At 68.5% G+C, this 24,124-nt stretch carries 19 protein-coding genes; 9 read left to right on the forward strand and 10 right to left on the reverse strand.

Going from position 1 to position 24,124, the window contains the following annotated elements; all coding sequences use genetic code 11:
• The first annotated feature begins 12 nt into the window (after positions 1-12).
• Positions 13-3,174: a multidrug efflux RND transporter permease subunit gene (locus ACSQ2H_RS15715; RefSeq protein ID WP_436062322.1), complete on the forward strand. Its 3,162-nt coding sequence runs from the start codon at positions 13-15 to the stop codon at positions 3,172-3,174.
• Positions 3,167-4,561 (forward strand): efflux transporter outer membrane subunit, encoded by a 1,395-nt coding sequence (locus tag ACSQ2H_RS15720; protein ID WP_436062323.1) that lies wholly within the window; start codon positions 3,167-3,169, stop codon positions 4,559-4,561. The genes ACSQ2H_RS15715 and ACSQ2H_RS15720 overlap by 8 nt, the downstream gene beginning before the upstream one ends.
• A gap of 2 nt (positions 4,562-4,563) precedes the next feature.
• Here ACSQ2H_RS15720 and ACSQ2H_RS15725 read toward each other — a convergent pair whose 3' ends face one another.
• The 5 genes from ACSQ2H_RS15725 to ACSQ2H_RS15745 all read right to left on the reverse strand — a co-directional run bounded on the left by ACSQ2H_RS15725 (position 4,564) and on the right by ACSQ2H_RS15745 (position 9,494).
• Entirely contained in the window at positions 4,564-4,926 is a 363-nt protein-coding gene (locus tag ACSQ2H_RS15725) for a c-type cytochrome (protein WP_436062324.1), read from the reverse strand.
• Complete coding sequence (locus ACSQ2H_RS15730) at positions 4,923-6,350, reverse strand: MFS transporter (RefSeq protein ID WP_436062325.1); 1,428 nt, start codon at positions 6,348-6,350, stop codon at positions 4,923-4,925. Before ACSQ2H_RS15730 ends, ACSQ2H_RS15725 begins: the two co-directional genes overlap by 4 nt.
• A gap of 80 nt (positions 6,351-6,430) precedes the next feature.
• A complete protein-coding gene (locus ACSQ2H_RS15735; RefSeq protein ID WP_436062326.1) occupies positions 6,431-7,714 on the reverse strand; it encodes a 3-hydroxyacyl-CoA dehydrogenase NAD-binding domain-containing protein in 1,284 nt (427 codons plus the stop codon).
• A 22-nt stretch (positions 7,715-7,736) separates the two neighbouring features.
• Positions 7,737-8,609 carry an SDR family NAD(P)-dependent oxidoreductase gene (locus tag ACSQ2H_RS15740; protein WP_436062327.1) on the reverse strand — a complete coding sequence of 291 codons (873 nt, stop codon included), beginning with the start codon at positions 8,607-8,609 and terminating at the stop codon, positions 7,737-7,739.
• 12 nt (positions 8,610-8,621) lie between these two features.
• Positions 8,622-9,494, reverse strand: coding sequence for an alpha/beta hydrolase (locus ACSQ2H_RS15745; RefSeq protein WP_436062328.1), 873 nt, complete (start codon positions 9,492-9,494; stop codon positions 8,622-8,624).
• A gap of 176 nt (positions 9,495-9,670) precedes the next feature.
• Between ACSQ2H_RS15745 and ACSQ2H_RS15750 the strand changes: the two genes are divergently transcribed.
• Positions 9,671-10,873: an acetyl-CoA C-acyltransferase gene (locus ACSQ2H_RS15750; protein WP_436062329.1), complete on the forward strand. Its 1,203-nt coding sequence runs from the start codon at positions 9,671-9,673 to the stop codon at positions 10,871-10,873.
• Positions 10,874-11,156: 283 nt separating this feature from the next.
• On the opposite strand, the gene ACSQ2H_RS15755 is transcribed toward ACSQ2H_RS15750, so the two are convergent.
• Complete coding sequence (locus ACSQ2H_RS15755) at positions 11,157-12,365, reverse strand: TetR family transcriptional regulator (RefSeq protein ID WP_436062330.1); 1,209 nt, start codon at positions 12,363-12,365, stop codon at positions 11,157-11,159.
• 118 nt (positions 12,366-12,483) lie between these two features.
• Complete coding sequence (locus tag ACSQ2H_RS15760) at positions 12,484-14,052, reverse strand: class I adenylate-forming enzyme family protein (RefSeq protein ID WP_436062331.1); 1,569 nt, start codon at positions 14,050-14,052, stop codon at positions 12,484-12,486.
• Between the two features lie 140 nt (positions 14,053-14,192).
• Between ACSQ2H_RS15760 and ACSQ2H_RS15765 the strand changes: the two genes are divergently transcribed.
• From ACSQ2H_RS15765 to ACSQ2H_RS15780, 4 genes are all read left to right on the forward strand, one after another.
• Positions 14,193-14,990, forward strand: a complete 798-nt coding sequence (locus tag ACSQ2H_RS15765) for an SDR family NAD(P)-dependent oxidoreductase (protein ID WP_436062332.1) — start codon at positions 14,193-14,195, stop codon at positions 14,988-14,990.
• A gap of 212 nt (positions 14,991-15,202) precedes the next feature.
• Positions 15,203-17,593, forward strand: coding sequence for a TonB-dependent receptor (locus ACSQ2H_RS15770; RefSeq protein ID WP_436062333.1), 2,391 nt, complete (start codon positions 15,203-15,205; stop codon positions 17,591-17,593).
• 64 nt (positions 17,594-17,657) lie between these two features.
• Positions 17,658-19,613, forward strand: a complete 1,956-nt coding sequence (locus ACSQ2H_RS15775; RefSeq protein WP_436062334.1) for an outer membrane protein assembly factor BamB family protein — start codon at positions 17,658-17,660, stop codon at positions 19,611-19,613.
• A gap of 13 nt (positions 19,614-19,626) precedes the next feature.
• Positions 19,627-20,724: a hypothetical protein gene (locus ACSQ2H_RS15780; protein ID WP_436062335.1), complete on the forward strand. Its 1,098-nt coding sequence runs from the start codon at positions 19,627-19,629 to the stop codon at positions 20,722-20,724.
• A 40-nt stretch (positions 20,725-20,764) separates the two neighbouring features.
• Here the strand turns inward: ACSQ2H_RS15780 and ACSQ2H_RS15785 are convergent, their stop codons facing one another.
• Both ACSQ2H_RS15785 and ACSQ2H_RS15790 read right to left on the reverse strand, forming a co-directional pair.
• Positions 20,765-21,316: a carboxymuconolactone decarboxylase family protein gene (locus ACSQ2H_RS15785; protein ID WP_436062336.1), complete on the reverse strand. Its 552-nt coding sequence runs from the start codon at positions 21,314-21,316 to the stop codon at positions 20,765-20,767.
• Between the two features lie 11 nt (positions 21,317-21,327).
• Positions 21,328-21,855: a VOC family protein gene (locus ACSQ2H_RS15790; protein WP_436062337.1), complete on the reverse strand. Its 528-nt coding sequence runs from the start codon at positions 21,853-21,855 to the stop codon at positions 21,328-21,330.
• 137 nt (positions 21,856-21,992) lie between these two features.
• Here ACSQ2H_RS15790 and ACSQ2H_RS15795 point away from each other — a divergent pair, with 137 nt between their 5' ends.
• Together ACSQ2H_RS15795 and ACSQ2H_RS15800 are read left to right on the forward strand one after the other, a co-directional pair.
• Positions 21,993-22,610 (forward strand): TetR/AcrR family transcriptional regulator, encoded by a 618-nt coding sequence (locus ACSQ2H_RS15795; RefSeq protein ID WP_436062338.1) that lies wholly within the window; start codon positions 21,993-21,995, stop codon positions 22,608-22,610.
• Positions 22,611-22,689: 79 nt separating this feature from the next.
• On the forward strand, positions 22,690-23,499 hold the full coding sequence (locus ACSQ2H_RS15800) for a class I SAM-dependent methyltransferase (protein WP_436062339.1): 810 nt from the start codon (positions 22,690-22,692) through the stop codon (positions 23,497-23,499).
• 6 nt (positions 23,500-23,505) lie between these two features.
• Here the strand turns inward: ACSQ2H_RS15800 and ACSQ2H_RS15805 are convergent, their stop codons facing one another.
• Entirely contained in the window at positions 23,506-24,102 is a 597-nt protein-coding gene (locus ACSQ2H_RS15805) for a malonic semialdehyde reductase (RefSeq protein ID WP_436062340.1), read from the reverse strand.
• Between the last annotated feature and the right edge of the window lie 22 nt (positions 24,103-24,124).

Genomic DNA, 24,124 nt, shown 5'->3' on the forward strand with positions numbered 1-24,124 from the left:
GGAGGGCGGGCCATGAACAGCAGTTTCTTCGCCCATCGCCCGGTCTTCGCCTGGGTCATCGCCCTGGGGATTCTGCTGGCCGGGCTGATCGCCCTACGCTCGCTGCCGATCGAGCAGTACCCGACCGTCGCCCCGCCCTCGCTGACCCTGTCGGTCACCTATCCCGGCGCCGACGCCGCCACCCTCGACCAGAACGTCACCTCGGTGATCGAGAAGGAGATGAACGGCGTCCCGGGCTTTCTCTACATGGAGGCCACCAGCCGTTCGAACGGCACCGCCTCGCTGACCGTCACCTTCAAGTCCGGGACGGACATCAACATCGCCCAGATGGAGGTCCAGAACCGCCTCAGCCGGGTCGAGCCGCGACTGCCCGAAGAGGTCCGCCGCCAGGGCGTCCAGGTCAACGCCGCCAATTCCGGCTTCCTCATGCTGGTCGCCCTGACTTCGAAGAGCGGCCGCACCGACAGCCTGGGCCTGGGCAACTTCGCGTCGAACAGTGTGGTCGACGAGCTGCGCCGCGTGCCCGGCGTCGGCGACGTGCGGCTGTTCGGCACCCAGTACGCCATGCGCATCTGGCTCGATCCGCAGAAGCTCGCCGGCTACAGCCTTTCGGCGTCCGAGGTGCTGGCCGCGGTTCAGGAACAGAACAGCCAGACCGCCGGCGGCAGCCTCGGCGACCAACCGATCGCCGGCAAGACCCAGCTCAACGCCACCGTCGTCACCCAGAACCGCTTCACCAACCCCGAGCAGTTCCGCCAGATCATCCTGCGCGCCAATCCGGACGGCTCGACCATCCACCTCGGCGACGTCGCCCGCGTCGAACTCGGGGCCGACAACTACCTGACCGGATCGACCCTGAACGGCGCCACCATGGCCGGCATCGGCATCCAGCTGGCCACCGGGGCCAACGCCCTGGCCACCGCCGACGGGGTCCGCGCGCGGCTCGACGAGCTGTCACGCACCTTCCCCGAGGACATCGCGTGGTCGACGCCCTACGACACCACGCCCTTCATCCGCGCCTCAGTCGAGGAGGTGGTGAAGACCCTGGTCGAGGCGATGGTCCTCGTCTTCGTCGTCATGTTCCTGTTCCTGCAGAACTGGCGCGCGACCCTGATCCCGACGATCGTCGTGCCCGTGGCCCTGGCCGGGGCCTGTTTCGGCCTGCTGGTCTTCAACTACTCGATCAACATCCTGTCGCTGTTCGGCATGGTGGTGGCGATCGGCATCCTGGTCGACGACGCCATCGTGGTGGTCGAGAACGTCGAGCGGATCATGGCCGAAGAGGGCCTGCCCCCGCGCGAGGCGACGGTGAAGGCGATGGGCCAGATCACCTCGGCCATTATCGGCATCACCCTGGTGCTGATGACCGTATTCCTGCCGATGGCGTTCTTTCCCGGCACCTCCGGCGGCATCTATCGGCAGTTCTCGGTCACCCTGGCGGTCTCGATCGGCTTCTCGGCCCTGCTGGCCCTGACCCTGACGCCCGCCCTCTGCGCGACCCTGATCAAGCCGCATCGACCCCACGACGCGCCGAAGCTCCCCTACTTCGCCATGATCGACCGCCTGCTGGGCGGCTTCAATCGCGGCTTCACCAACGTGACCCACCGCTATGAGAACGGAGTGGCGCGAATGCTGAGCGCGCCGCTGCGCTGGTTGGCGGTGTTCGTGCTCGCGGTCCTGCTGACCGGCCTGCTCTACATGCGCCTGCCCGGCGGCTTCCTGCCTTCGGAGGACCAGGGCGTCATGCTGGTCACCATCGACGCCCCGCCTGGGGCCACCGCCCAGCGCACCCAGACCGCCATCGACCAGGCCAGCGCCTTCTTCAAGAAGCAGCCCGAGGTGCGCAGCATCGTGATGATCCATGGCTTCAACTTCTTCGGCCAGGGTCAGAACGCGGCCATGGGCTTCATCGCCCTGCAGCCGTGGGAAGAACGGCCCGGCGCCGCCCACGGCGTCGAGGCCCTCAGCGGCCGCGCCATGGCGGCTCTGGCCGGCGTTAAAAGCGCCAACATCTTCGCCCTGAACCCGCCGCCGATCCCCGCGCTCGGCACCTCCAGCGGCTTCAGCATGAAGATCCAGAACCGCGGCGGCGCCGACGCCGCCGCCCTGACCGCCGCCCGCGACCAGGTCCTGGCCGAGGCCTCCCGCAGCCCCCTGCTGGTCGGCGTGCGCCCAGAGGGCCAACCCGACGCGCCGCAGCTCTATCTCGACATCGACCGGGTCCAGGCCCGCGCCCTGGGCGTGGCGATCGGCGACATCAACAACACCCTCTCCATCGCGCTCGCCTCGTCCTACGCCAACGACTTCACTTACAGCGGGTCCATCGCGCGGGTGTTGATCCAGTCCTCGGCCGAGCAGCGGATGACGCCCGAGAACCTGCTCAACCTCCAGGTCCGCAACGCCGGCGGCCAGATGGTGCCGTTCTCCGCTTTCAGCCGCACCAAGTGGACCTCCGGCCCGCCCCAGCAGCAGCGCTACAACGGCTATCCCTCGCTCACCATCTCGGGCGCCGCCGCCCCCGGCCAGTCCAGCGGCGCGGCGCTGGACGAGATGGAGAAGATCGCCGACCGCGTCCTTCCGACCGGCTTTGGCTACGAATGGACGGGCATCGCCTTCGAGGAAAGGCAGGCCGGGTCCCAGGTCGCCGCACTGCTGGCGCTGTCGATGCTGATCGTCTTCCTGGTGCTGGCGGCGCTCTACGAGAGCTGGCCGATCCCGCTGGCGGTGCTGCTGGGCGTGCCGATCGGGGTGATGGGCGCGGTGCTGCTCACCCTGCTGCGCGGCCTGTCGGCGGACATCTATTTCAACGTCGGGCTGATCACGATCATCGGCCTGTCGGCGAAGAACGCCATCCTCATCGTTGAATTCGCCATCGAGCAGGAAGAGGCGGGCCTGAGCACCCGTGAAGCGATCCTGCAGGCGGCGCGGCTGAGGCTTCGCCCCATCGTCATGACCTCGCTGGCCTTCATCCTCGGGATGGTGCCGCTGTTCACGGCCACGGGCGCCGGCGCGGCCAGCCGTCAGGCGGTCGGCACCGGGGTCATCGGCGGCATGGTCGCGGTCACCCTGCTCGGCGTGTTCCTGACCCCGGTCTTCTACCTCTCGGCTCGCCGCTGGCTGACCCGCGGACGCCTGCACGCCGATCAGGCCCCGCAGGAGCCGCCCCATGCGTAGCTGGCCGCTGCTGCTCGTCCTCGCCCTCGGCGGCTGCTCCTTCGCTCCCCGCTACGAGCAGCCGATCCCGCCGGTCGCTGCGACTTTCCCGACCTATGACGCGCCTCCGGCCGGAGCCATCAAGGCGACCCAGGTCGGGTGGCGCGACTTCTTCGACGACCCACGGCTGGAGATCGTCATCGCCACGGCCCTGGCGAACAATCGCGACCTCGCCGTCTCCGTCGCCCAGGTCGAACAGGCCCGCGCCCAGTACCACATCGCCCGCTCCGCCCAGCTTCCGAACGTCAATCTCGAGGCCTCCGGAGCCCGCGCCCGCCAACCTGGCGACGTCTCGGTGACCGGCCAACCGATCACCGCCGAGTCCTACGACCTCGACCTCGGCATCTCGGCCTTCGAGCTCGACTTCTGGGGCCGGGTCCGCAACCTCTCCGACGCCGCTCGCTACAGCTATCTGGCCAGCGTCGAGGGCCAGCGCGCCTTCCGCCTGGCGCTGATCCGCCAGGTGGCCATCGCCTACATGACCTTGCGCGAGAACGAAGAGCGCATCGCCCTGGCCGAGCGCACCCTCGCCTCCCGCCGCGAGGGGCTGGAGATCGCCCGCCTGCGGCTCGAGGCCGGGGTCACCTCATCGGCCGACTACGACCAGTCGGTGTCGCTGCTGACCGACGCCCAGACCCAGCTGGCCGAGCTGCGGCGCACCGAGGCGGTCGCGGTCAACCTGCTCACCGTGCTGGTCGGCGGCCCGGTCGACACTGCCGCGCTGCCGCGCCCCGTGCCGCTGGCCCAGCAGAAGATGTTCGAGCGGCTCGACGTCGGCCTGCCGTCGGACCTGCTGGTCAACCGGCCGGACATCATGCAGGCCGAGGCCCAGCTCAAGGCCGCCAACGCCGACATCGGCGCGGCGCGCGCCGCCTACTTCCCGCGCATTTCGCTGACCGGCGCCACCGGCTACGCCTCGCGCGAACTGAACGACCTGGTCGGCACGGACCGCCAGGCCTGGAGCTACGGCGCCGGGATCGTGCTGCCGCTGCTCGACTGGGGCGCCCGCCGTGGCCAGCTCGACGCCGCCCGCGCCCAGCGCGACATCGCCGTCGCCAGTTATCAGCGCACCGTGCAGGGCGCCTTCCAGGACGTCGCCGACGCTCTGGCCGGCCGCCGCTTCATCGCCGACCAGATCGTCGCCCAGGAGCGCGCCGTCGAGGCCCAGGAGCGGCTCGCCGAGACCGCCCGCCTGCGCTACGCCAACGGCATCGCCATCTACCTCGAAGTGCTCGACGCCGAGCGCAACCTGTTCTCGGCCCAGCAGTCGCTGCTGCAGCTGCGCGGCGCCAATCTGCGCAACCAGGTCTCGCTCTACATCGCGCTCGGCGGCGGCCAGACCGACTGACGCTACTTCTGCGTCGCCAGATAGCCGATCACGGCCGCGCGTTGCTCGGCGCTCGGCAGGCCGATCAGCATCTTGGTCCCCGGGACCTTTCCAGCCGGCCGGGCGAGATAGCCGTCGAGGTTTGCCCTGTCCCAGGTCAGCCCCGAGCGCTTGAGCGCCGGCGAATAGGCGTAGCCCGCCGCCGCGCCGGCGCCGCGGCCGACCACCCCGCGCAGCGGCGGCCCCAGCTTCGCGGGCCCGCCGGCGTCGATCGTATGACAGGTCCCGCAACGCTGCTTGAACAGGGTCTCGCCGCTCGGCGCCTGGGCCGCCGCGGGAGCTGCCGCCAGCAATCCGGCCGCGGCGAGCGCCAGCATCGTCTTCATGTCGCGCTCCTGGCGATGGCTTGCAGGTTCTCGGCGTGCCGTTGGCGGGTGATCGGATAGAGCAGCACGCAGACCAGTGCGCAGATGTAGAGCCCGACCAGGATCGGCACCTCGTAGATCGCCAGCCGGTTCAGCGTCTCCTGCGGCACCTGGCCGGGCTTCGCGCCGATCGGGAAGCCCGCCAGGTCGATGATCGTCGTGGCGATGATCACCCCCGCCCCCGACACGCACTGCAGGGCGAAGCTGTTCGCCGCGAAGTAGAGCCCCGGGGTCTTCCGCCCCGTCCGCGCCTGGGCGTCCTCGACCACGTCGGCCATCATCGCCGCGGACAGGATCGAACCGACGATCGTGAAGACGGTGTTCAGGAAGCTGGCCAGGATCAGGATGGTCAGCAGCGACGTCGAGCCGTTGGCCGGCAGCACGTCGACCACCCGCAGCATGTAGAGCGACGGATTGACGGTCATCGACAGGACCAGCATCGCCGCCGCGCCCCACTTCTTGCCGATCCACTTCGACAATCGCCCGGCCAGGAACACGCCGACCGCCACCGAGGCGAAGTTGCCGGCGATGATGATCGAGATCTGGTCGTTGGTCAGACCCCAGAAGAACAGGCGGAAATAGACCAGCATCGAGCTGGCCACGCCGCCGGCCATGGCTCCGAACACCGTGGCGCCGACCATGATCAGGTACGGCCGGTGCGAGACGGCGTTGAAGATCTCGCGCAGGGTCTGGAAGAGGTTGAGCCCGCGCGAAGCCGGCGTCGGCGTGAAGGTCTTGATGTGCTTGTGGGTCGCCAGCGACGAGCCGAGCATGGCGACGATCATGATCAGCGCCCCGACCAGGCCGTAGGTCGCATAGCCCTGCGGATTGAGCGTGCCGACCGGATAGGCCTCGGTCGGACGCAGGAAGACGCTGAACGAGGCGATCGACAGCAGCAGGCCGGCGATCCAGCCGAAGAACTGCCGGTAGCTCAGCAGACTGGTGCGCTCGTCGTAGTCCTCGGCCAGTTCGACCACCAGCGAGTGGCTCGGGATCTCGAACAGCGAGATCGAGAACCGCACCGCGATCGACAGGCAGACCAGGTAGAGGAACAGCTGCCCATGGGTCAGCGCCGCCGGCGGGTTCCACAGCAGATAGAAGCCCAGCGCCGTCGGGATGATCGAGGCGTACATGAACGGGTGGCGCCGCCCCCAGCGCGAACGCCAGTTGTCCGACACGTGGCCGATCAGCGGGTCCATGACCGCATCGACGACCAGCGAGATCATCACCGCCAGCCCGACCGTGCTGGCCGGCAGGCCCAGGGCCTGATTGTAGAACAGGATCAGCAGCGTGCCGAAGCCGTTGTCCTTCACCCCGAAGGCGATGGAGCCGGCCCCATAGCCGATCTTGTCGAGGACGCTCTTTCGCGCCGCTGGCCCGTCCATGATCCCCTCCCCGCCCGGCGCGCCGGGTCGATCGGCGCGCCGCAGAGGCCTGCGGCGCGCCCTGTTCTCGTTGTCAGTCGCTAGAGGTCGCCGAAGCCCTTGCCCTGCGCGGCCAGCCGCTCGAGCAGCGGCGCCGGCTTCATCGCCGGGCCGACCTGGGCCTCGAAGCGCTTGAGCGCCTCGACCACGGCCGGCAGGCCCACCTGGTCGGCGTAGAACATCGGACCGCCCTTGTCGGTCGGCCAGCGGAAGCCGTGCACCCAGACCACGTCGATGTCCGAGGCGCGGATCGCCTTGCCTTCCTCCAGGATGCGCGCGCCCTCGTTGATCATCGGATAGACCAGCCGCGCCAGGATCTCGGCGTCGTCGATCTTGCGCTGGGGCAGCCCCTTGCGGGCCGCGAACTCGGCGATGATCTTCTCGACCGTCGGCGACGGCAGCGGATTGCGCTCGGCGTCATAGTCGTAATAGCCGGCGCCGGTCTTCTGGCCGCGGCGGTCCATTTCGCAGAGCACGTCGCGCAGGGTCTCGCCCTTCGACTTGGCGGCGTTCCAGCCGATGTCCAGGCCCGACAGATCGCTCATCGCGAACGGGCCCATGCGGAAACCGAACTCGCGCAGCACGCGGTCGACGTCCCAGGGCATCGCGCCTTCCAGGATCAGCAGGTTGGCCTGGTCCTGGCGCGGGAACAGCATGCGGTTGCCGACGAAGCCGGGGCCGACGCCCACCACCGCGCCGATCTTGCCGATCTTGCGGGCGACTTCCATGGCCGTGGCGACCACGTCCTTGGCGGTCTTCTCGCCGCGCACGACCTCGCACAGCAGCATGACGTTGGCCGGCGAGAAGAAGTGCATCCCGACCACGTCCTGCGGTCGGCTGGTCGCCGAGGCGATCTCGTCGACGTCGAGGTACGACGTGTTGCTGGCCAGGATCGCGCCCGGCTTGGTGATCCGGTCGAGGTCGGCGAAGATCTGCTTCTTCAGCCCCATGTCCTCGTAGACCGCCTCGATCACCAGATCGCAGTCGGCCAGGGCCTCCAGCGTCAGCGCGCCGGTCAGCCGCCCGATGCGGGCCTCGGCCTCCTCCATCGAGAAGCGGCCGCGCTTGGCCGAGTTCTCGTAGTTGCGGCGCACGACCGCCAACCCGCGGTCCAGCGCCTCGGCCTTGGTCTCGACGATGGTCACCGCCATGCCGACATTGGCGAAGTTCATGGCGATGCCGCCGCCCATGGTGCCGGCGCCGATGATCCCCACCTTGGCCACCGGCCGCGTCGGCGTGTCGGCCGGAATGTCGGGGATCACCCAGCAGTCCTGCTCGGCTTTGGCGAGATAGGTTTCGGCTTCCAGGGCCGCGGTTGCAGTCATGACTTTGGTCTCACGCGATAGATCACTGGGCGGAGGGCTTGGGACGCAGGTCCGGGCCCCAGGTGACGACCGGCGGATTGCCGCCGGCCAAGGCGACGTCGGTCTGGCCGCGCACGTAGTCGCGCCAGTTGTCGCCGTTGAAGACGTAGAAGCGGCCCTCGGTCAGGGCCTCCAGCGTCGCCTGCGCGATGTCGCCAGGTTGCACGCCGCGGCCCTGGAAGACCTCGGAGCCCTTCACATGGGCCGGGTCGTTCCACTCGCGGTCGCTCCAGGGCTGGTCGCCTGACGGACGGTTGCGGTTCGACTTGTGGATCTGGGTGTCCACCATCCCGGGACAGACCACCGAGACGCCGACCTGGGTGTTCCAGGCCGCCAGTTCCGAATGCAAGGACTGGCTGATCGACAGGGCCGCCGCCTTCGACGAGCAGTAGGGCGAGTGCTCGCCGCCGCCGTTGAACGAGGCCAGCGAGGCGGTGTTGATCACGTGCGCCGGCTCGCCCTGCTCGATCAGCAGCGGGACGAACGCCTTGATCCCGTGGATCACGCCCCAGACGTTGACGTCGTGCACCCAACGCCAGTCGTCCAGGGCCAGCCGCCAGATCGGCCCGGTGATCGACACCCCGGCGTTGTTGACCAGCACGTGCACCTTGCCGAACGCCGCCAGCGCCGCCTCGCGCAGCGCCTCGACCGAGGCGTAGTCCGTCACGTCGACGCGCACGCCCACCGCCTCATGGCCAGCCGCGCTCAGTTCGCCGACCGCGCGGTCCAACGCGTCCTGCTGGATGTCGGCGATCACCAGCTTCATGCCCCGACCGCCGAACGCATGGGCCATGGCCAGACCGATGCCGCTGGCGCCGCCGGTGATGACGGCGACCTTTCCATTCAGATCCTGCACGATCCAGATCCCTCAGAGATGTCGCTGAAACCAGTCGAGGGCCATGGCGCGGGCCTCGGCCAGGTGGTCGTCGTAGACGCGGTAATGCGTGCACGGGAACGTCGCGCGCTCGGCGGTCACCCCGTTGGCGCGCAGGATCTCGAACGCCGCTCCGCCCTGCAGCGACGGGTCGTTGTACTCTTCGAACTCGGCGTCGATGAACAAGGTCGGGGCCGTCACCCGCCGCGCATGGTCCAGCGGCGCATGCCCGAACTGGCGCGCGACGTCCGGCGTCCCGGCCAGTCCCGGCGAGCCGTCGACGCCCTGCGGCACCGGCGGATCCAGAACCCCGCGCGCCTTGTCCGACATTCGCCGATAGGCCAGGTCGCGATACCAGTCCTCGCGCGGATGGCCGTAGCCGCCGATCTGGGCGACGACCGCCTTCACCCGCGCCTCCATGCCGGCCACGCTGACCACGTGGCCGCCGCCATAGCTTGATCCCCAGAGGCCGACCCGCGCCGGATCGACGCCGTCCTCGGCGATCAGCCAGGCGAAGGCGTTGCGGACGTCGGCGATCTGGTCGACCGGATCCACCACCTCGCGCAGCACCTGGACGCTCAGCGTCTGCGGGCCGCGCTCCCTCATCATCGGCGCGTCGGCCGCGGCGATGATCCGCCCGTCCGACCCGCCCCAGCCGCGGTAGTCGAAGGCCAGGACGACGAAGCCGGCCGCCGCGAAGCGCTCGGCATAGAGCTCGATCAGGTGCTCCTTCAGCCCGCCCCAGCCGTGCGCCAACAAGATCGCGGGCAGCGGACCGGCCACGCCGCGCGGCCGCAGGACCTCGGCTGCGAGCCGCGAACCCTCGCTCCACACGATCACGGATTTGCGCTCGACCTCGTACGCCACGCGACCCCCTCCTCGATTGCCCGGCACGTTATCCAAGCCTCCGCGATTTGCAAACTGCTCACTCAAATAAATTGCCGTCGTTAAATTTCGCGGCTAATTCCAAAGCGATCCGGCAAGCCGGAGTAAATACTATCATCTCAACCACGGGCGGCCTTCGCCCCACGGAGAAGCACATCTTGCGCGAAGCCGTCATCGTCTCCACCGCCCGCACGCCGATCGGCCGGGCCTTCCGCGGCGCCTTCAACGACACCCAGGCCCAGGCGCTCGGCGGCCACGCCATCGCTCACGCCGTGCAGCGCGCCGGCGTTGATCCGGCCGAGATCGACGATGTCGTGATGGGCTGCGCCCTGCCCCAGGGCTCGACCGGCTTCAACACCGCCCGCCAGGCCGCCCTGCGCGCCGGCCTGCCGCAGTCGGTCGCCGGCCAGACCATCGACCGCCAGTGCTCCTCGGGCCTGATGGCCATCGCCACGGCGGCCAAGCAGATCATCGTCGATGGCATGACCGTGACGGTCGGCGGCGGCGTCGAGTCGATCTCGCTGGTCCAGAACCAGCACATGAACAACTACCGCTCGGGCGACCCGGAACTGGTCCGCTCGGCCCCCGGCCTCTACGTGCCGATGCTGGAGACCGCCGAACTGGTCGCCGAACGCTATGGCGTCAGCCGCCAGGCCCAGGACGAGTACGGCCTGCAGTCGCAGCAGCGCACCGCCCAGGCCCAGGCCGAAGGCCGCATGGACGCCGAGATCGCGGCCATCACCACCACCATGATCGTTGTCGACAAGGCCACCGGCGAGCAGTCCAAGCGCGAGATCACCCTCTCGGCCGACGAGGGCAACCGCCCGCAGACCACGCTCGAGGACCTGCAAAAGCTGCAGCCCGTCTTCAAGGGCGGCCCCTTCGTCAAGGAAGGCAAGTACGTCACCGCCGGCAACGCCAGCCAGCTGTCGGACGGCGCCGCCGCCGTGGTGCTGATGGAAGCCAAGGAAGCCGAACGCCGCGGTCTGAAGGCCCTGGGCGCCTACCGCGGCATGGCCGTCGCCGGCTGCGCGCCCGAGGAGATGGGCATCGGCCCGGTGTTCGCGGTGCCGAAGCTGCTGAAGCAGGCCGGCCTGACCGTCGACGACATCGGCATCTGGGAGCTGAACGAAGCCTTCGCCAGCCAGGTCCTCTACTGCCGCGACACGCTGGGCATTCCGAACGATCGCCTGAACGTCTCGGGCGGCGCGATCTCCATCGGCCACCCCTACGGGATGACCGGCGCCCGCTCGACCGGCCACGTGCTGATCGAAGGCAAGCGCCGCGGCGCCAAGTACGGCGTCGTCACCATGTGCGTCGGCGGCGGCATGGGCGCGGCCGGCCTCTTCGAGATCTTCTAAGAGGACGGAGAGCCGCGCCCATCATCAAAGAGTCGCCGAAATCGCTTTCGGCGATTTCGGTGGGGCGCGGCCGGCCTCTTCGAGATCTTCTAAGAGGACGGAGAGCCGCGCCCATCATCAAAGAGTCGCCGAAATCGCTTTCGGCGATTTCGGTGGGGCGCGGCCGGCCTCTTCGAGATCTTCTAAGGGCCTCCCCGGACGGTCGGCGGCGGGTCGCATCCTGATCGCCGCACCGGCCGTCCGCACCTTGAAAGGGGTCGCCGCGTGCGGCCCCTTTTCTTTGTCAGGCCGCGCCGGGGGTCAGCAGCCCCTCGAAGAACGGGCGTACATAGAGATCGACCTCCTGGCCGCGCTGCAGGCCCGGCGTCCAGAAGTGCAGCTCGGCGGCGGCGTTGATCATCGCCGTCAGCATCTGGGCGGTGATGTTCACGTCCACCGGACGCACCGAACCGTCGGCGATCCCGTCCGACAGCAGGGCGGCGAAGCGATCCGACACGCCGTCGAACTTGGCGTGAAGCTGCGGCTGGATCGACACCGGCGCGGTGGTCAGCGCAGAGGTGCGCAGCAGCGGCGAGGTGCCCGATAGCTGACACTCGACCAGGGCCGCCGCGGCCGTCATCAGCGCCTGCAGCCCGTTGGCCGAGACGCGCTCGGCCTGGCGGATCGCCCGGCGCATGATCTGGAAGGTGCGCTCGAAGCAGGCCACCACCAGCTCGTCCTTGGTCTCGTGATGGTAGTAGAACGCGCCCTTGGTCAGGTTCAGCCGCGCCGAGATCTTGTCGACCGAGGCGCCCAGATAGCCCTCCTCGTTGATCAGCTGGGTCGCCGCGCGCAGGAACAGCTCGCCGGCGTCCGCCTCGTCGTCCGAGATCAGGTCCGGCAGCGGCAGCGGATTCCATTGCGCGCCGCCGGCCATCAGCCCGTCCAGCAGCAGCGACTGCGTCCGGTCCGCGGCCCGCTCATAGTCCTCGGGCTCCAGCTTGCTCAGCCAGACGACTTCCCAGAAGGCTTCGGACAGCAGCAGGTGCGTGCGCGCATTGCGCTCCAGCCGGGTCAGTCGCTCCGCGCCCACGCCGTCAAACAGCGAGCGAATGTGTCGGAACATGTCGACATAGGCGACGTTGACGGCTTCGCGATTGAGCGCGCGGACGTCGTTGAACACCGCGACATGCTCGGCCTCGCCCAACGCCACGGCGTGGCGGAAGTCGAAGTAGGCGCGATTGAACGCTGCGATCCGCTCGCGCGCGGTCTCTGCGCCCACCGCCTGCTCGACGAACCCCTCGTAGCGCGCGACCGCCAGCTGGAAGCAGGCCTCGGCCAGTTCTTCCTTATTCTTGAAGTAGTAGATGACCCCGGTCGGGACGATGCCGAGTTGGGCGGCCACGTCGGCCAGCGTCATCCCCCGCACGCCCTTGCGGTTCAGCGCCTGCACCGCGGAGGCCACGATGTCTTTCTTGCGGCGCTCGAAACGCTCACTCGTGCGTCGGGTCATTCGGGTCGGGGTCTCGGTGCGGCCGTGCTCCGTATTAGATGCAGTCGGACGCCGGCTCAACCAAGCGCCTTTCCCCCCGGCCGCCCTTGGACGGCCGAGTCTCTTGAGTGACGCATCTTCATTTCGCCGAACCGGCCGCCACTCCGGCGGAAGATGCGGTGTAGTCGTCGCGCAGTTCGCGCTTGAGCACCTTGCCGATATGGCTGCGCGGCAGGCCCTCGACCAGGATCAGGTCGGCCAGCCGCTGGGTCTTGCCGAGCTTGGCGTTGACCCATTCGCGCAGGGTCTCGGCCTCGACGCTCTGGCCGGGCTTCAGCGCCACGAACGCCACCGGCGTCTCGCCCCACTTGTCGGAGAGCACGCCGACCACGGCCGCTTCCAGCACCGCCTCGTGCTGGACGATCTCGGCCTCGAGGTCGCTCGGATAGATGTTGAAGCCGCCCGAGATGATCATGTCCTTCTTGCGGTCCATGAGCGTCAGGAAGCCGTCCTCGTCGAAGCGGCCGACGTCGCCGGTGCGGATGTAGCGCAGGCCCTCGGGGCTGTACCACTCGGCCTCCGACGTCTTGCCCGGCTGGTTGTGGTAGCCGACCATCATCGCGCCCGAGCGGCCGACGACCTCGCCGATCTCGCCTTGCGGGACCTCGACCCCGTCCTCGCCGATCAGGCGGATGTCGTGGCCCGGCAGCGGCCGGCCGACCGTGTGCAGCTTGTCGGGATGCTCGTGGGCCAGCAGGCCGCAGGAGCCGCCGCCCTCGGTCATGCCGTAGTATTCGATCAGCCCGCCCGGCCAGCGCTTGAGCACGTCGGCCTTGATCTCCGGCGAGAACGGCGCGGAGGTCGAGAACTTCATCACGTAGGACGATAGGTCGTAGCTGTCGAAGTCGGGCCGCTCCATCAGCCGGCGGTACTGCACCGGCACCAGCATGGCGTGGGTGGCGCGGTGCTGCTGCGACAGCTTCAGGAACTGCTCGGCGTCGAACTTCGGCATCAGCACCGCCGTGCCGCCGTTGGAGATCGTCGGCAGGTACGAGACCAGGGTGGTGTTCGAATAGAGCGGCGTCGAGATCATCGTCACCGACTGGGCCGGATAGACCCCGCGGCGGATCTGGCCCCAGCGCATGCGGTGCGGCTGGACGATGCCCTTCGGCGCGCCGGTGGTGCCCGACGAGTAGATGATGTTGAAGCCCTGGTCGGGATCGACCTCGACCGGCGCGGGCTTGGAGCCCTTCGGGGCCAGCCAGTCTTCGAACGCCACGCCAGCGTCCGAGCCGTCCAGCGCCACGCGTTTGGCGGTGATCTGACCCGCCACGCCTTCCAGCTGCTTGGCGACGCCAGCGTCCAGGAAGAACACCTTCGCCCCCGAGTCGTTGAGCATCATCACCAGGCTCTCGGGCGTCGAGGACGGCGCCAGCGGGGCCACGATCGCCCCGGCCCGCAGGATCCCGAAGAAGCTCGCCCCGTACTCGGCGCTCGTCGTCGCGCAGATCGCCGCCACCTCGGCCTTGCCGACCCCGTCGCGCTGCAGCGCCACGGCGATGCGGTCCATCAGCTCGTCCAGCTCAGCGTAGGAGATCGTCCGCTTGGCGTCGACCAGCGCCGCCTTGCCGCCCAGTTCCGCCGCCTGCGCGCGGATCACGTCGGCCAGCGTGCCGAAGTCACGATCGAGAATCTCAGCGACTGACATGCAAATCCTACTGCGTGTTCAAATTTGTCGATTGATAGCCACGATAGATGCCGACTGAAAAGTGGCAATTCGTCAAAAATGCTTGGATTGGACAAAGCGCCGCGACAAAAGCCGCTGATCACACCCCACGGAGAACAGGCATGACAGGAAGACTTCAAGGCAAGGTCGCGGTGATCACCGGCGGCACCAGCGGCATCGGCGAGGCCAGCGTCGAGCTGTTCGTCGCCGAGGGCGCCAAGGTCGTCATCGCCGCTCGCAACGCCGACAAGGGCGCGGAGATGGCCGCCCGCCTCGGCGCGACCTTCGTCCAGGCCGACGTCCGCCGCGAGGCCGACATCGCCCGCGCGATCCAGGCCGCGGTCGACACCTACGGGCGGCTCGACTGCCTGTTCAACAACGCCGGCGGCCCGACCGACGGCGACGTCGAGACCGTCACGCCCGAACATTTCAGCTATGCGATGGACCTGCTGGTCGGCAGCGTCGTGTTCGGCATCAAGCACGCCGCTCCGATCATGCGCGCGCAAGGGCGCGGCGCGATCATCAACAACTCCAGCGTCGCCGCGGCCCGCACCCACATGGGAGGTTATCTCTATTCGATGGCCAAGGCCGCGGTCGTCCAGGCCACCAAGCTGGCGGGCATGGAACTTGGCCAGTACGGGATCAGCGTCAATTCCATCGCCCCGGGCGCGATCGCCACGCCGATCTTCTTCGGCGGCTCGGCCGTCGCCTCGCAGATGGAGGCCGGCGCCGGCGACGCCAAGCTCGCCAAGCTGACCCGCAACCTCTCCAAGGCCACGCCGCTGCGCCGCGCCGGCCTGCCGCACGACATCGCCACGGCTGCGCTGTTCCTGGCCAGCGACGAGGGCGCCTACATCAACTGCCACGACCTGGTCGTGGACGGCGGCATGACCGCCGGCGGCCGCACCAACTACGAGTGAACCAGCCCCGCGCCGCGCCCGCGGGTGCGGCGCGGACGCATCACGAACACACAAACTCATCAGCAAGTAGGATCATTTTTCCTTTGATGGATTGTCATGCTCGTTTTTTTGAGTCTGTAGTATGCATACTTTCAAGGCGACCGGCGTTCATCGAGTCGCCTAACCACTATTGACAACGGGACCGCCGCGCGCGGTCCGCGACGGGGGGAAACATGAACCTGCAACGGCTTTTGCTCGCCACCACCGCTATGGGCGTGGCGTTCATTCCGCACGCGGCGAGCGCGCAGTCGGAGGCGCGCGAGGGCGCCTACGTGATCGAAGAGCTGGTCGTCACCGCCCAGCGCCATGAGGCCGAGATCGAGAGCGCGCCGGTCTCCGTCACCACCTTCGGCGCCGAAGAGCGCAACCTGATCGGCGCCAACTCTGTGCGCGACATGGTGAACCTGACCCCAGGCGTCTACATCTCCGACACCGGCGTCAACATGCGCGGCATCGGCCGCCAGAACCTGACCACCGCGCTCGGGTCCGAGAACGCCATCGCCTACTATGTGAACGGCTTCTACAACGTCGACTTCAACACCGTCGGCGAGAGCACCCTGTTCGGCGGCAACGTGCAGTTCCTGCGCGGGCCGCAGGGCACCGCCTGGGGCCGCGACGCCATCGGCGGCGCCGCCAACCTGCTGAGCCGTCGCCCGACCGAGACCTTCATGGGCGAGGCCCTGGTCGGCTACGGCCGCTACAACTGGAGCACGGTCGGCGTGACCGTCGCCGGCCCGATCAACGACAAGTACCGCGCCCGGATCGGGGTGCAGGCGATCAACCAGGGCGACTCCGCCTCGAAGAACATCGCCCCCTACAAGGCCGGCTACGACGTCGACAACTTCTACGCCGAGTTCCAGCTCGAGGGCGACGTCACCGAGGACCTGCACTTCCTGCTGCGCTCGACGACCTTCAGCTACAACAACACCCCGGCCGAGACCGCGCCGGGCCGCTACAACACCGTCGGGTTTATGGGAGCTCTGGCGCCAAACCCGACGTACCAGTACGAAATCGCCTCGCCGTCGAACGAGCCGCGCCGCATCAACATCGACCAGCGCGGCGTCGACAAGCTGACCGGCAACCAGGTCCACATCCTCAACGCCGACTGGAACCTCGGCCCCGCCACGCTCTACTACGTCGGCGGCATCGCCCAGTACAAAGCCAAGGGCTACAGCGACTTCGACAACACCTCGCGCGGGTCGTACGTCGCCGGCTCGCAGCCCGGCCAGGTCACCGGCACCGGCCTCGCCGAAGGCACGGTGGTCAGCACCAACATGACCGCCAACTATCTGAACCGGAACCAGTACTTCACCCACGAGCTGCGCCTGGTCGGCAACGACCACGAGAAGCTCGAATGGACGGTCGGCGCCTATTTCCTCAAGAGCGACTACAACGAGCGCTACTGGGAGGCGATGCCGGACGTCCCGCAGCTGGCGACGCCGATCTTCGGCGCCGCGCCCTACCCGGCCGCCCTGGCCAACCCCGATCGCGCCTACTACCAGCAGCACAACATCCTGCGGCAGCAATCGGCGGCGGCCTTCGGCCAGGCGACCTGGCACCTGGACGACAGCTGGCGGCTGACCGGCGGCCTGCGCTACACGGTCGACTCCAAGCGCGCGACCACCCAGTTCCGCTACGTCTTCTGGAACCCGGTCTTCGGCGCGGCCTTCGAGTCCACGCCTCAGACCGTCGCCGGCGACATCTGGGCCGCCCCCGAATACGCGGGCAAGCTGCTGAAGCTGAAGCAGGACGGCTACACCATCCGCCTCGGCGCCGAGTACGAGCCGAGCGACGACCTGCTCGTCTATGCGAACTTCGCGCAGGGCTACAAGGCCGGCGGCTTCACCCTCGGCGACGCCACCGCCAACAACACCACCGACCCGGAAAAGCTCTACAGCTACGAGCTGGGCGTGAAGCACGACGTGACGCCGGACCTGCGGCTGTCGGGCGCGATTTTCTACTATGATTACCGTGACTTCCAGGCGCCGATCACCGCCTTCAACGCGCTGACCGGCGGCTCGTTCGCCCAGTACACCAACATCGACAAGTCCGAGCTCTATGGGCTCGAGCTCGAGGGCGACTGGCGCCCGCTGCCGTCGCTCTGGCTGCAGGGCGGCTACAGCTACCTGCACGGCGAGATCAAGAAGTTCTGCTGCGCCATCGACAACACCAACACGTCGCTGCCGCTGAACACGCCGCAGGACCTGTCCGGCAACACCATGCCGCGCTCGCCGACCCACAAGGCCAGCGTCTCGGGGACCTACACCTGGGAGTTCGAGCCCGGCTCGCTGATCTGGGGCGGCTCGGTCGCCTACCAGAGCTCGTACAACCAGAGCGTCTTCGACAACCCGCTGTTCGAGGTGAAGGGCTACACCCTGGTCAACACCAACCTGACCTGGCGCGCCGCGACCAACCAGTACGACATCGTCCTGGGCGTCACCAACCTGACCGACGAGATCTACGACACCTCGATCATCGTCGGCGGCGCGAACGTGAACTACGCCACCACCCACAACCTGGGCGGCGGCCGCTTCTACAACCTGCAACTCCGCTACCGCTTCTGATCGCCCTGCGAGCGCCCGGGCCGACAGGTCCGGGCGCTTCGCCGTTCAAGCTGATGAGTTCCGTATGATCCAGCGTCTGCCGTCGCGCGCCCGCGCGGCGATCGCTCCGGCGACCCTGACCGCGCTCGCCCTGGCCCTCGGCGCGTCGCTCGCCGCCCAGGCCTCCGACAACATCGCCCCGCCGCCCGACGGGGAAGCGCTCTACCAGGAGCGCTGCGCCGCCTGCCACGACAACGCCGTCGACCGCACCCCGGCCCGCGACGTGCTCGCCAAGAACCCGCCCTCCTTCATCATCTCCTCGCTGACCAACGGCGCCATGGCCCCGATGGCCGAGGGCCTGTCCGGCGCCGAGAAGGCCGCCATCGCCGCCTACATCACCGGGACCAAGCTGCCGCCGGTCGCCGGCGACATCGATCCCAACAGCATCTGGGGACCGTCGGCCGCGAGCATGCCGCTCGACGCGCCCAAGTGCGAGACGCCCGCCCCGCCGATCAAGCTGAAGGCCGCTGGCTGGAACGGCTGGAGCCCGACCGGCCGCAACGCCCGCTACCAGGAGAAGCCCGGCCTGAAGGCCGCCGACGTCTCGCGCCTGAAGCTCAAGTGGGCCTTCAACTATCCCGGCGCCAAGAACGGCCAGGCGACCATCGTCGGCGACTGGCTGTTCACCACCAGCATGTCCGGCGCCGTCTACGCGCTCGACGCCAAGACCGGCTGCGTGCGCTGGCGCCACGAGGCCGAGGCCGCCACCCGTTCCAGCGTCACCGTCATTCCGCTGCCCGCCGGCTCCCCGGCGCGCCACGCCCTGTTCTTCTCGGACTGGACCAAGGCCGCGGTCGCGCTCGACGCCGAAACCGGCAAGCAGCTCTGGAAGACCAAGATCGACGACTCCGCCGGCCTGCAGATGACCGGCGCGCCCACCGTCCACGACGGCAAGCTGTTCGTGCCGATCTCCTCGGGCGTCGAGGCCTTCGCCGAGTACGACGGCTGGGAGTGCTGCAAGTTCCGCGGCTCGCTGGTCGCCCTGGACGTCGCCAGCGGCAAGGTGCTCTGGAAGACCCACACCACCGCCGTCGAGCCCCAGGTGTTCGCCACCAACCGGCTGGGCCGACCCATGTGGGGTCCGTCGGGCGGGGCCATCTGGTCGGCGCCGACGATCGACGCCAAGCGTGGGCTGGTCTACGTCGGCACGTCCAACTCCTACACGGATGTGCCCCACGACGGCGCGGACGCGGTGATGGCGCTGGACATGGTCTCCGGCGAGGTCCGCTGGAAGCACCAGCTGCTGGCCAACGACAACTACATCAACGGTTGCTGGGTAGGCCCCGGCCGCAGGGAGCCGGCCGCCAACTGCCCGAAGAACCTCGGCCCCGACTTCTCGATCGGCAACTCGCCGATCCTCCAGGACCTGCCCGGCGGCAAGCAGATGCTGCTGGTCGGCCAGAAGTCCGGCCACGTCTACGCCCTGGATCCCGCCGCTGAAGGCAAGATCGTCTGGAAGCGCCGCATCGGTCCGGGCAGCGCGCTCGGCGGCATCGAGTTCGGCATGGCCAGCGACGGCCAGCGGCTCTACGTCGGGGTCTCCGACGTGCTGGCCGGGCCCGAGGGCAAGCCCGGCGTCTACGCCCTTCGCATCTCCGACGGCGAACTGCTGTGGAGCGCGCCCTCGCCCGCCAAGCCGGAGTGCCGCTGGACGGGTCGGTGGTGTCACGGCGCCGTCTCTCAGGCGGTGAGCGCCATGCCGGGCCTGGTGTTCGCCGGCGCCTATGACGGGATTTTCCGCGCGTATGACGCCAAGAACGGCAAGGTGGTCTGGTCCTACGACACCGGCTCCCAACCCATCGCCGTGCTGGGCGGCCGCCAAGCCTATGGCGGCGTCATGGACGGCGCCGGGCCGACCATCGCCGGGGGCATGGTCTACGTGCACTCAGGCTATGCGGGCCGCTCGGGCGCCAGCGCCGGACGCGACCTGACCGGGGCCGACGGCAACGTGCTGATGGCCTTCTCGATCGACGGAAAGTGACGGGGGAACACCGATGAATTTCCAACTCAAGCTGCTCGGCGCCGCGGCCCTGACCGCCACGCTCGCCAACTGCGCCGCCGCCCCCAAGCCGCCCGAGCAGCAGGCCGCCGCCAAGGCGCCGAAGATCACCTGGGAGTGCCCCGACGGCTACCAGGTCAAGGAAGGCCTCAACGTCGACTTCCCGCACAAGGGCGAGAAGCGCGCCTTCTACGTCCACCCGGCCAAGGGCGTCAGCGGCCCCGCCCCGGTCTGGGTGCCGCTGACCGGCACGGTGGAGTCGACCTACGCCAACCTCAACGTCCCCCGCAGCGGCGCCAACGCCCTGATGGCCGACCAGGGCTTCACCGTCATCGGCCCGGTCCGCGAGTGCGCGGGCCAGGATCCGAACCTCGGCGGCGGCGCCTGCAACGGCCCCGGCAAAAGCGGCTGGAACTGGATGCCCTGGCGCGAGGGCCGCGCCCCGACCGCCGCCGGCGACGTCTGGAAGAACGACGAAGGCCCGGACTCCAGCTTCTTCGAGGCGATGATCAAGTGCGTCGGGACCAAGTTCCCGCTCGACGCCAGCCGCTTCTACATCGGCGGGATTTCCTCCGGCGGCACGATGACCAACCGCGCCCTGACCTTCCGCTCCGACTTCTGGGCCGGGGGCATGCCGATCTCCGGCGAGTGGTATGTCAGCCAGGACGACGGCGCGCCCCTCAGCTTCGACGCCGCCCGCCAGGCGGTGATCGACGCGCCGGCCAAGATCCATCAGGGCCGCATCGGACCGTTCCCGCTGAAGGATGACCTGTCGCCCCTGATCGTCATCACCGTCTGGGGCGGCGAGAAGGACATCTGGCACTGCGGCTCGGTGCTCTGCGCCGACTACCGCCCCAGCACCCAGGCGGGCTCGAACTACTTCAGCTCCAAGTCCAACGTGGTCCACGTCGCCTGCACCGCCGACCACGGCCACATGTGGCCGCAGGTGAACACCCAGGCCTTCAACCTCTGGGCCCTGAAGACCATGGCCTCGCACCCGAAGGGATCCGACCCGGCCAAGTTCAAGCTGACGGCGCCGCCGGAAGGCTACAGCTGCAAGGTCGGACGCTTCGACAACCTCTACGCCGAGTAGGCGGTCGGGCCGGCCCAGCAGTGGGTCGGCCCGTCTCGCGTTACGGCGCCGCCGCGGCGGCCCGGCGCCCGTCCGGCTTGGGGAACAGGTCGTGCGGCTCGATCTCGACCTCGAAGACGTTCAGGAAGTTGCTGACCAGCTGGTAGAAGCCGACGGTCATCACGAAGTCCGCAAAGCCGTTGAGGTCGAGGATCTTCAGCCCCTCCTCCCGCTCGGCGGCGCTCAGGGTGTGGCGCTCTACCAGGGCGTCGGTCAGGCGCAGGATCGTGCGCTCATCGTCCGACAGCGCCCCCTGGTCGGCGCCGAGCGCGCACGCCGCCAGCTGCGCGTCGCTGAGCCCCATCAGCCGGCCGATCTGCTCGTGCTGATGCACCTCGTAGGGCGAGTTGTAGAGCCGCCCGACCCGCACGATCGCCAGCTCGCGCCAGGTCGCCGGCCACGTCTTGCTCCACATCGCCGCGTCGGCCAGGGCCGTGAACCCCGGCGCCAGGTTCGGCGAGTGCATCAGCATCTTGTAGACGTTGGCTTCGCGCTTGCCGGCCAGGATCGCCTTGAGCTCCGGCGACAGGCTCTCCAGGTCTGGGTAGTTCATCCTGCCCGCCCTCACTTGAACGTCCGGATCGGGTCGGCGCCGTCCCAGCCGTCCGCCACCTTGCGGATGTGTTCGAAGGTGCGTCCCTTCGTGCCGCTGATGTCCGAGATCTCGACCACCGTGCCGGGATGCGCCTGGGTGTCGAAATAGGCGAAGCGCCCCTTCTCGCCGCCGATCGCGCCTTCGTGGCCGACGGCGTAGCCGAGCCCCAGAGCCTTGTCGTAGAGGCCCTGATAGTCGTGCGTCCAATAGGACATGTGCTGCAGGCCCTCGAGCCCGGCGTCCAGGAACTCCTTGTACATCGACGGCGCATCGTTGCGCTGCTGGATCAGCTCGATCTGCAGGTCGCCCGAATTGGCCAGGGCGATCGACATCTTCACATCCGAGTCGACGCCGCGGTGCTTGAACCAGTCGGTCTTGACGTCCTCGATGTAGAACCACGGCCCGACGCCCATGACGTCGATCCAGTGGTTCATCGCCGCCTGGATGTCACGCACGACATAGCCGTTCTGGCAGACCTTCCCGAAAATCCGGCTCATGGTTCCTCCCTGGAGCTCGCCGCCGCCGGCGTTGGGCGCCGATCTACGAACGATCGTTCGTCGCACCTCGTAACGAACGTTCGTTCGTGTCACAAGGTCGATTGTTGAGCAGAGCTGTTTCAGCGTACGAGCGGCCCATGCAGGTGATGGACAGAGCCGAGGAAGGCACGACCCGGCGGCGGATCATGGACGCCGCGCTCGAGCTGTTCGCCCAGCACGGGTTCGCCGGAACCTCGATGCGCATGCTGGCCCGCGCCGCAGGTCTGCGCGAAAGCAGCCTCTACAACCACTTCGCCGGCAAGGACGACCTCTACAACGCCCTGATCGCCCAATGGGGGCCGGCCGAGTTTGTTGAGCGCCTGAAGAGCCCGGAGTACCGCGCCCTGGCCGACGACCCGCCGGCCTTCTTCCGGCTCTGCGGCCGGCATCTGGTCGATCGCTGGATCGACCCGCGCGAGCATCGCTACATGGCGACGATCAGCAAGGAGGGTCCCGGCGGCCCAGGCCAGCAGCGGTTCAACGACGCCCTCTACCGCGAGGAGATCCACCTGCTCGCCGACTACTGCGCCCACTTCGCCCAGGCGCACGGCCTGATCGCGCCTGACCCGCGTGAAACCGCGCGGATGTTCGCCGCTGGCCTGACCCTGATCCGCCGCGAGCACTTCACCACCTCGACGGAAATGCCGCCCCGCCCGCAGGTCGACGCCGCCGTGGCGCGGTTCATCGACAACTTCATCGGCACCGTCCTGCGCTGAGCCGCCTGCGGTGCACGCCTGATGGCGCCAGCACTCCGAAGATAGTATCGAGAACGATGTTATCTCGGAGCGACACAAGATGAATGCAAACAAGGCTCTGTGGGAAAAGGGCGACTTCACGCGCCTGGCCTCCACCATGCGTGAAAGCGGCGACGAAGTGGTCGCCGGTCTCGACGTCAAGGCGGGGATGGACGTCCTCGATCTCGGCTGCGGCGACGGCACCACCGCCCTGCCCTCCGCCCAGCGCGGCGCCAACGTGCTCGGCGTCGACATCGCCTCCAACCTGGTGGCGGCCGGCCGCGAGCGGGCCAAGGCGGCCGGTCTCTCGAACCTGCGCTTCGAGGAGGGCGACGCCTCCAATCTGGAGGGGATCGCCGACGACAGCTTCGACCTGGTGGTCAGCATGTTCGGGGCGATGTTCGCCCCGCGGCCGTTCGACGTCGCCCGCGAGATGGTCCGCGTCACCCGCCCGGGCGGCCGCGTCGTCATGGGCAACTGGATCCCCGGAGACCCGACCCTGATCGCCAAGATCCTGCAGACCAGCGCGGCCTACACCCCGCCGCCGCCGGAAGGCTTCGTCAGCCCGGTCACCTGGGGACTGGAGGACAATGTCCGCGAGCGCTTCGGCCAGGCCGGCGTCCCCGCCGACCGGATCCAGTGCGAGCGGGCGACCTACACCTTTCGGCATCCCGGCTCGCCCGACAGCTTCTTGGCTGTTTTCCGGGACTTCTACGGGCCGACCATGAACGCCTTCGCCGCCGCCAAGGACGACGGCCGCGAGGCGCAGTTGCAGTCCGAGCTCTCGGCGCTGTTCGCCAGTCAGAACCGCGGCGACGCCGGGCGGACGGAGATCCCGGCCACGTTCCTCAAGGTGACGGTGACCGCCTGAGGCGCGTCACTCGATCCGGCAGGCGCCTTCGAACGACAGCCTTGGCAGTCGTTCGAAGGCGCCGCTGCGGTCCGCATGACCGAGATTGCAGACGAAGTTGCTGACCACCGTGGTTCCCGCGAAGAACTCGGCGTCGACGCCCGCATGGTCGAAGCCGGACATCGGCCCGCAATCCAGGCCGAGCGCGCGGGCGGCGAGGATCAGGTAGGCGCCCTGCAGCGTGCCGTTGCGCAGCGCCGTGATTGCCGCGAGCTCGGGATCGGCGAACCACGCCTTCGCGCCGGGATTGTGCGGAAACAGCTCCGGGATCTTCTCGGCGAAGTTCAGGTCGTAGCCGATGATCGCGGTGACCGGCGCTGCCAGGGACTTGGCGCGGTTGGCGCTGGACAGATGCGGCGCCAGCCGGGCCTTCGCCTGCGGCGTCGTCAGGAACACGAACCTCGCCGGCGAGACGTTGGCCGAGGTCGGGCCGAGCCTCGCCAGGTCGTAGAGCTCGCGCAGCGTCGCCTCCGACACCGGCTGCGGCGTCCAGGCGTTGGCCGACCGGGCGCTGCGGAACAGCTGGTCGAGGGCAGGATCGGACAGGACGTCGTGTTCGCTCATAGCTTCAGGACCGCGGTTGATT

Source organism: Phenylobacterium sp. LjRoot97 (assembly GCF_964254345.1).
GTDB lineage: Bacteria > Pseudomonadota > Alphaproteobacteria > Caulobacterales > Caulobacteraceae > Phenylobacterium.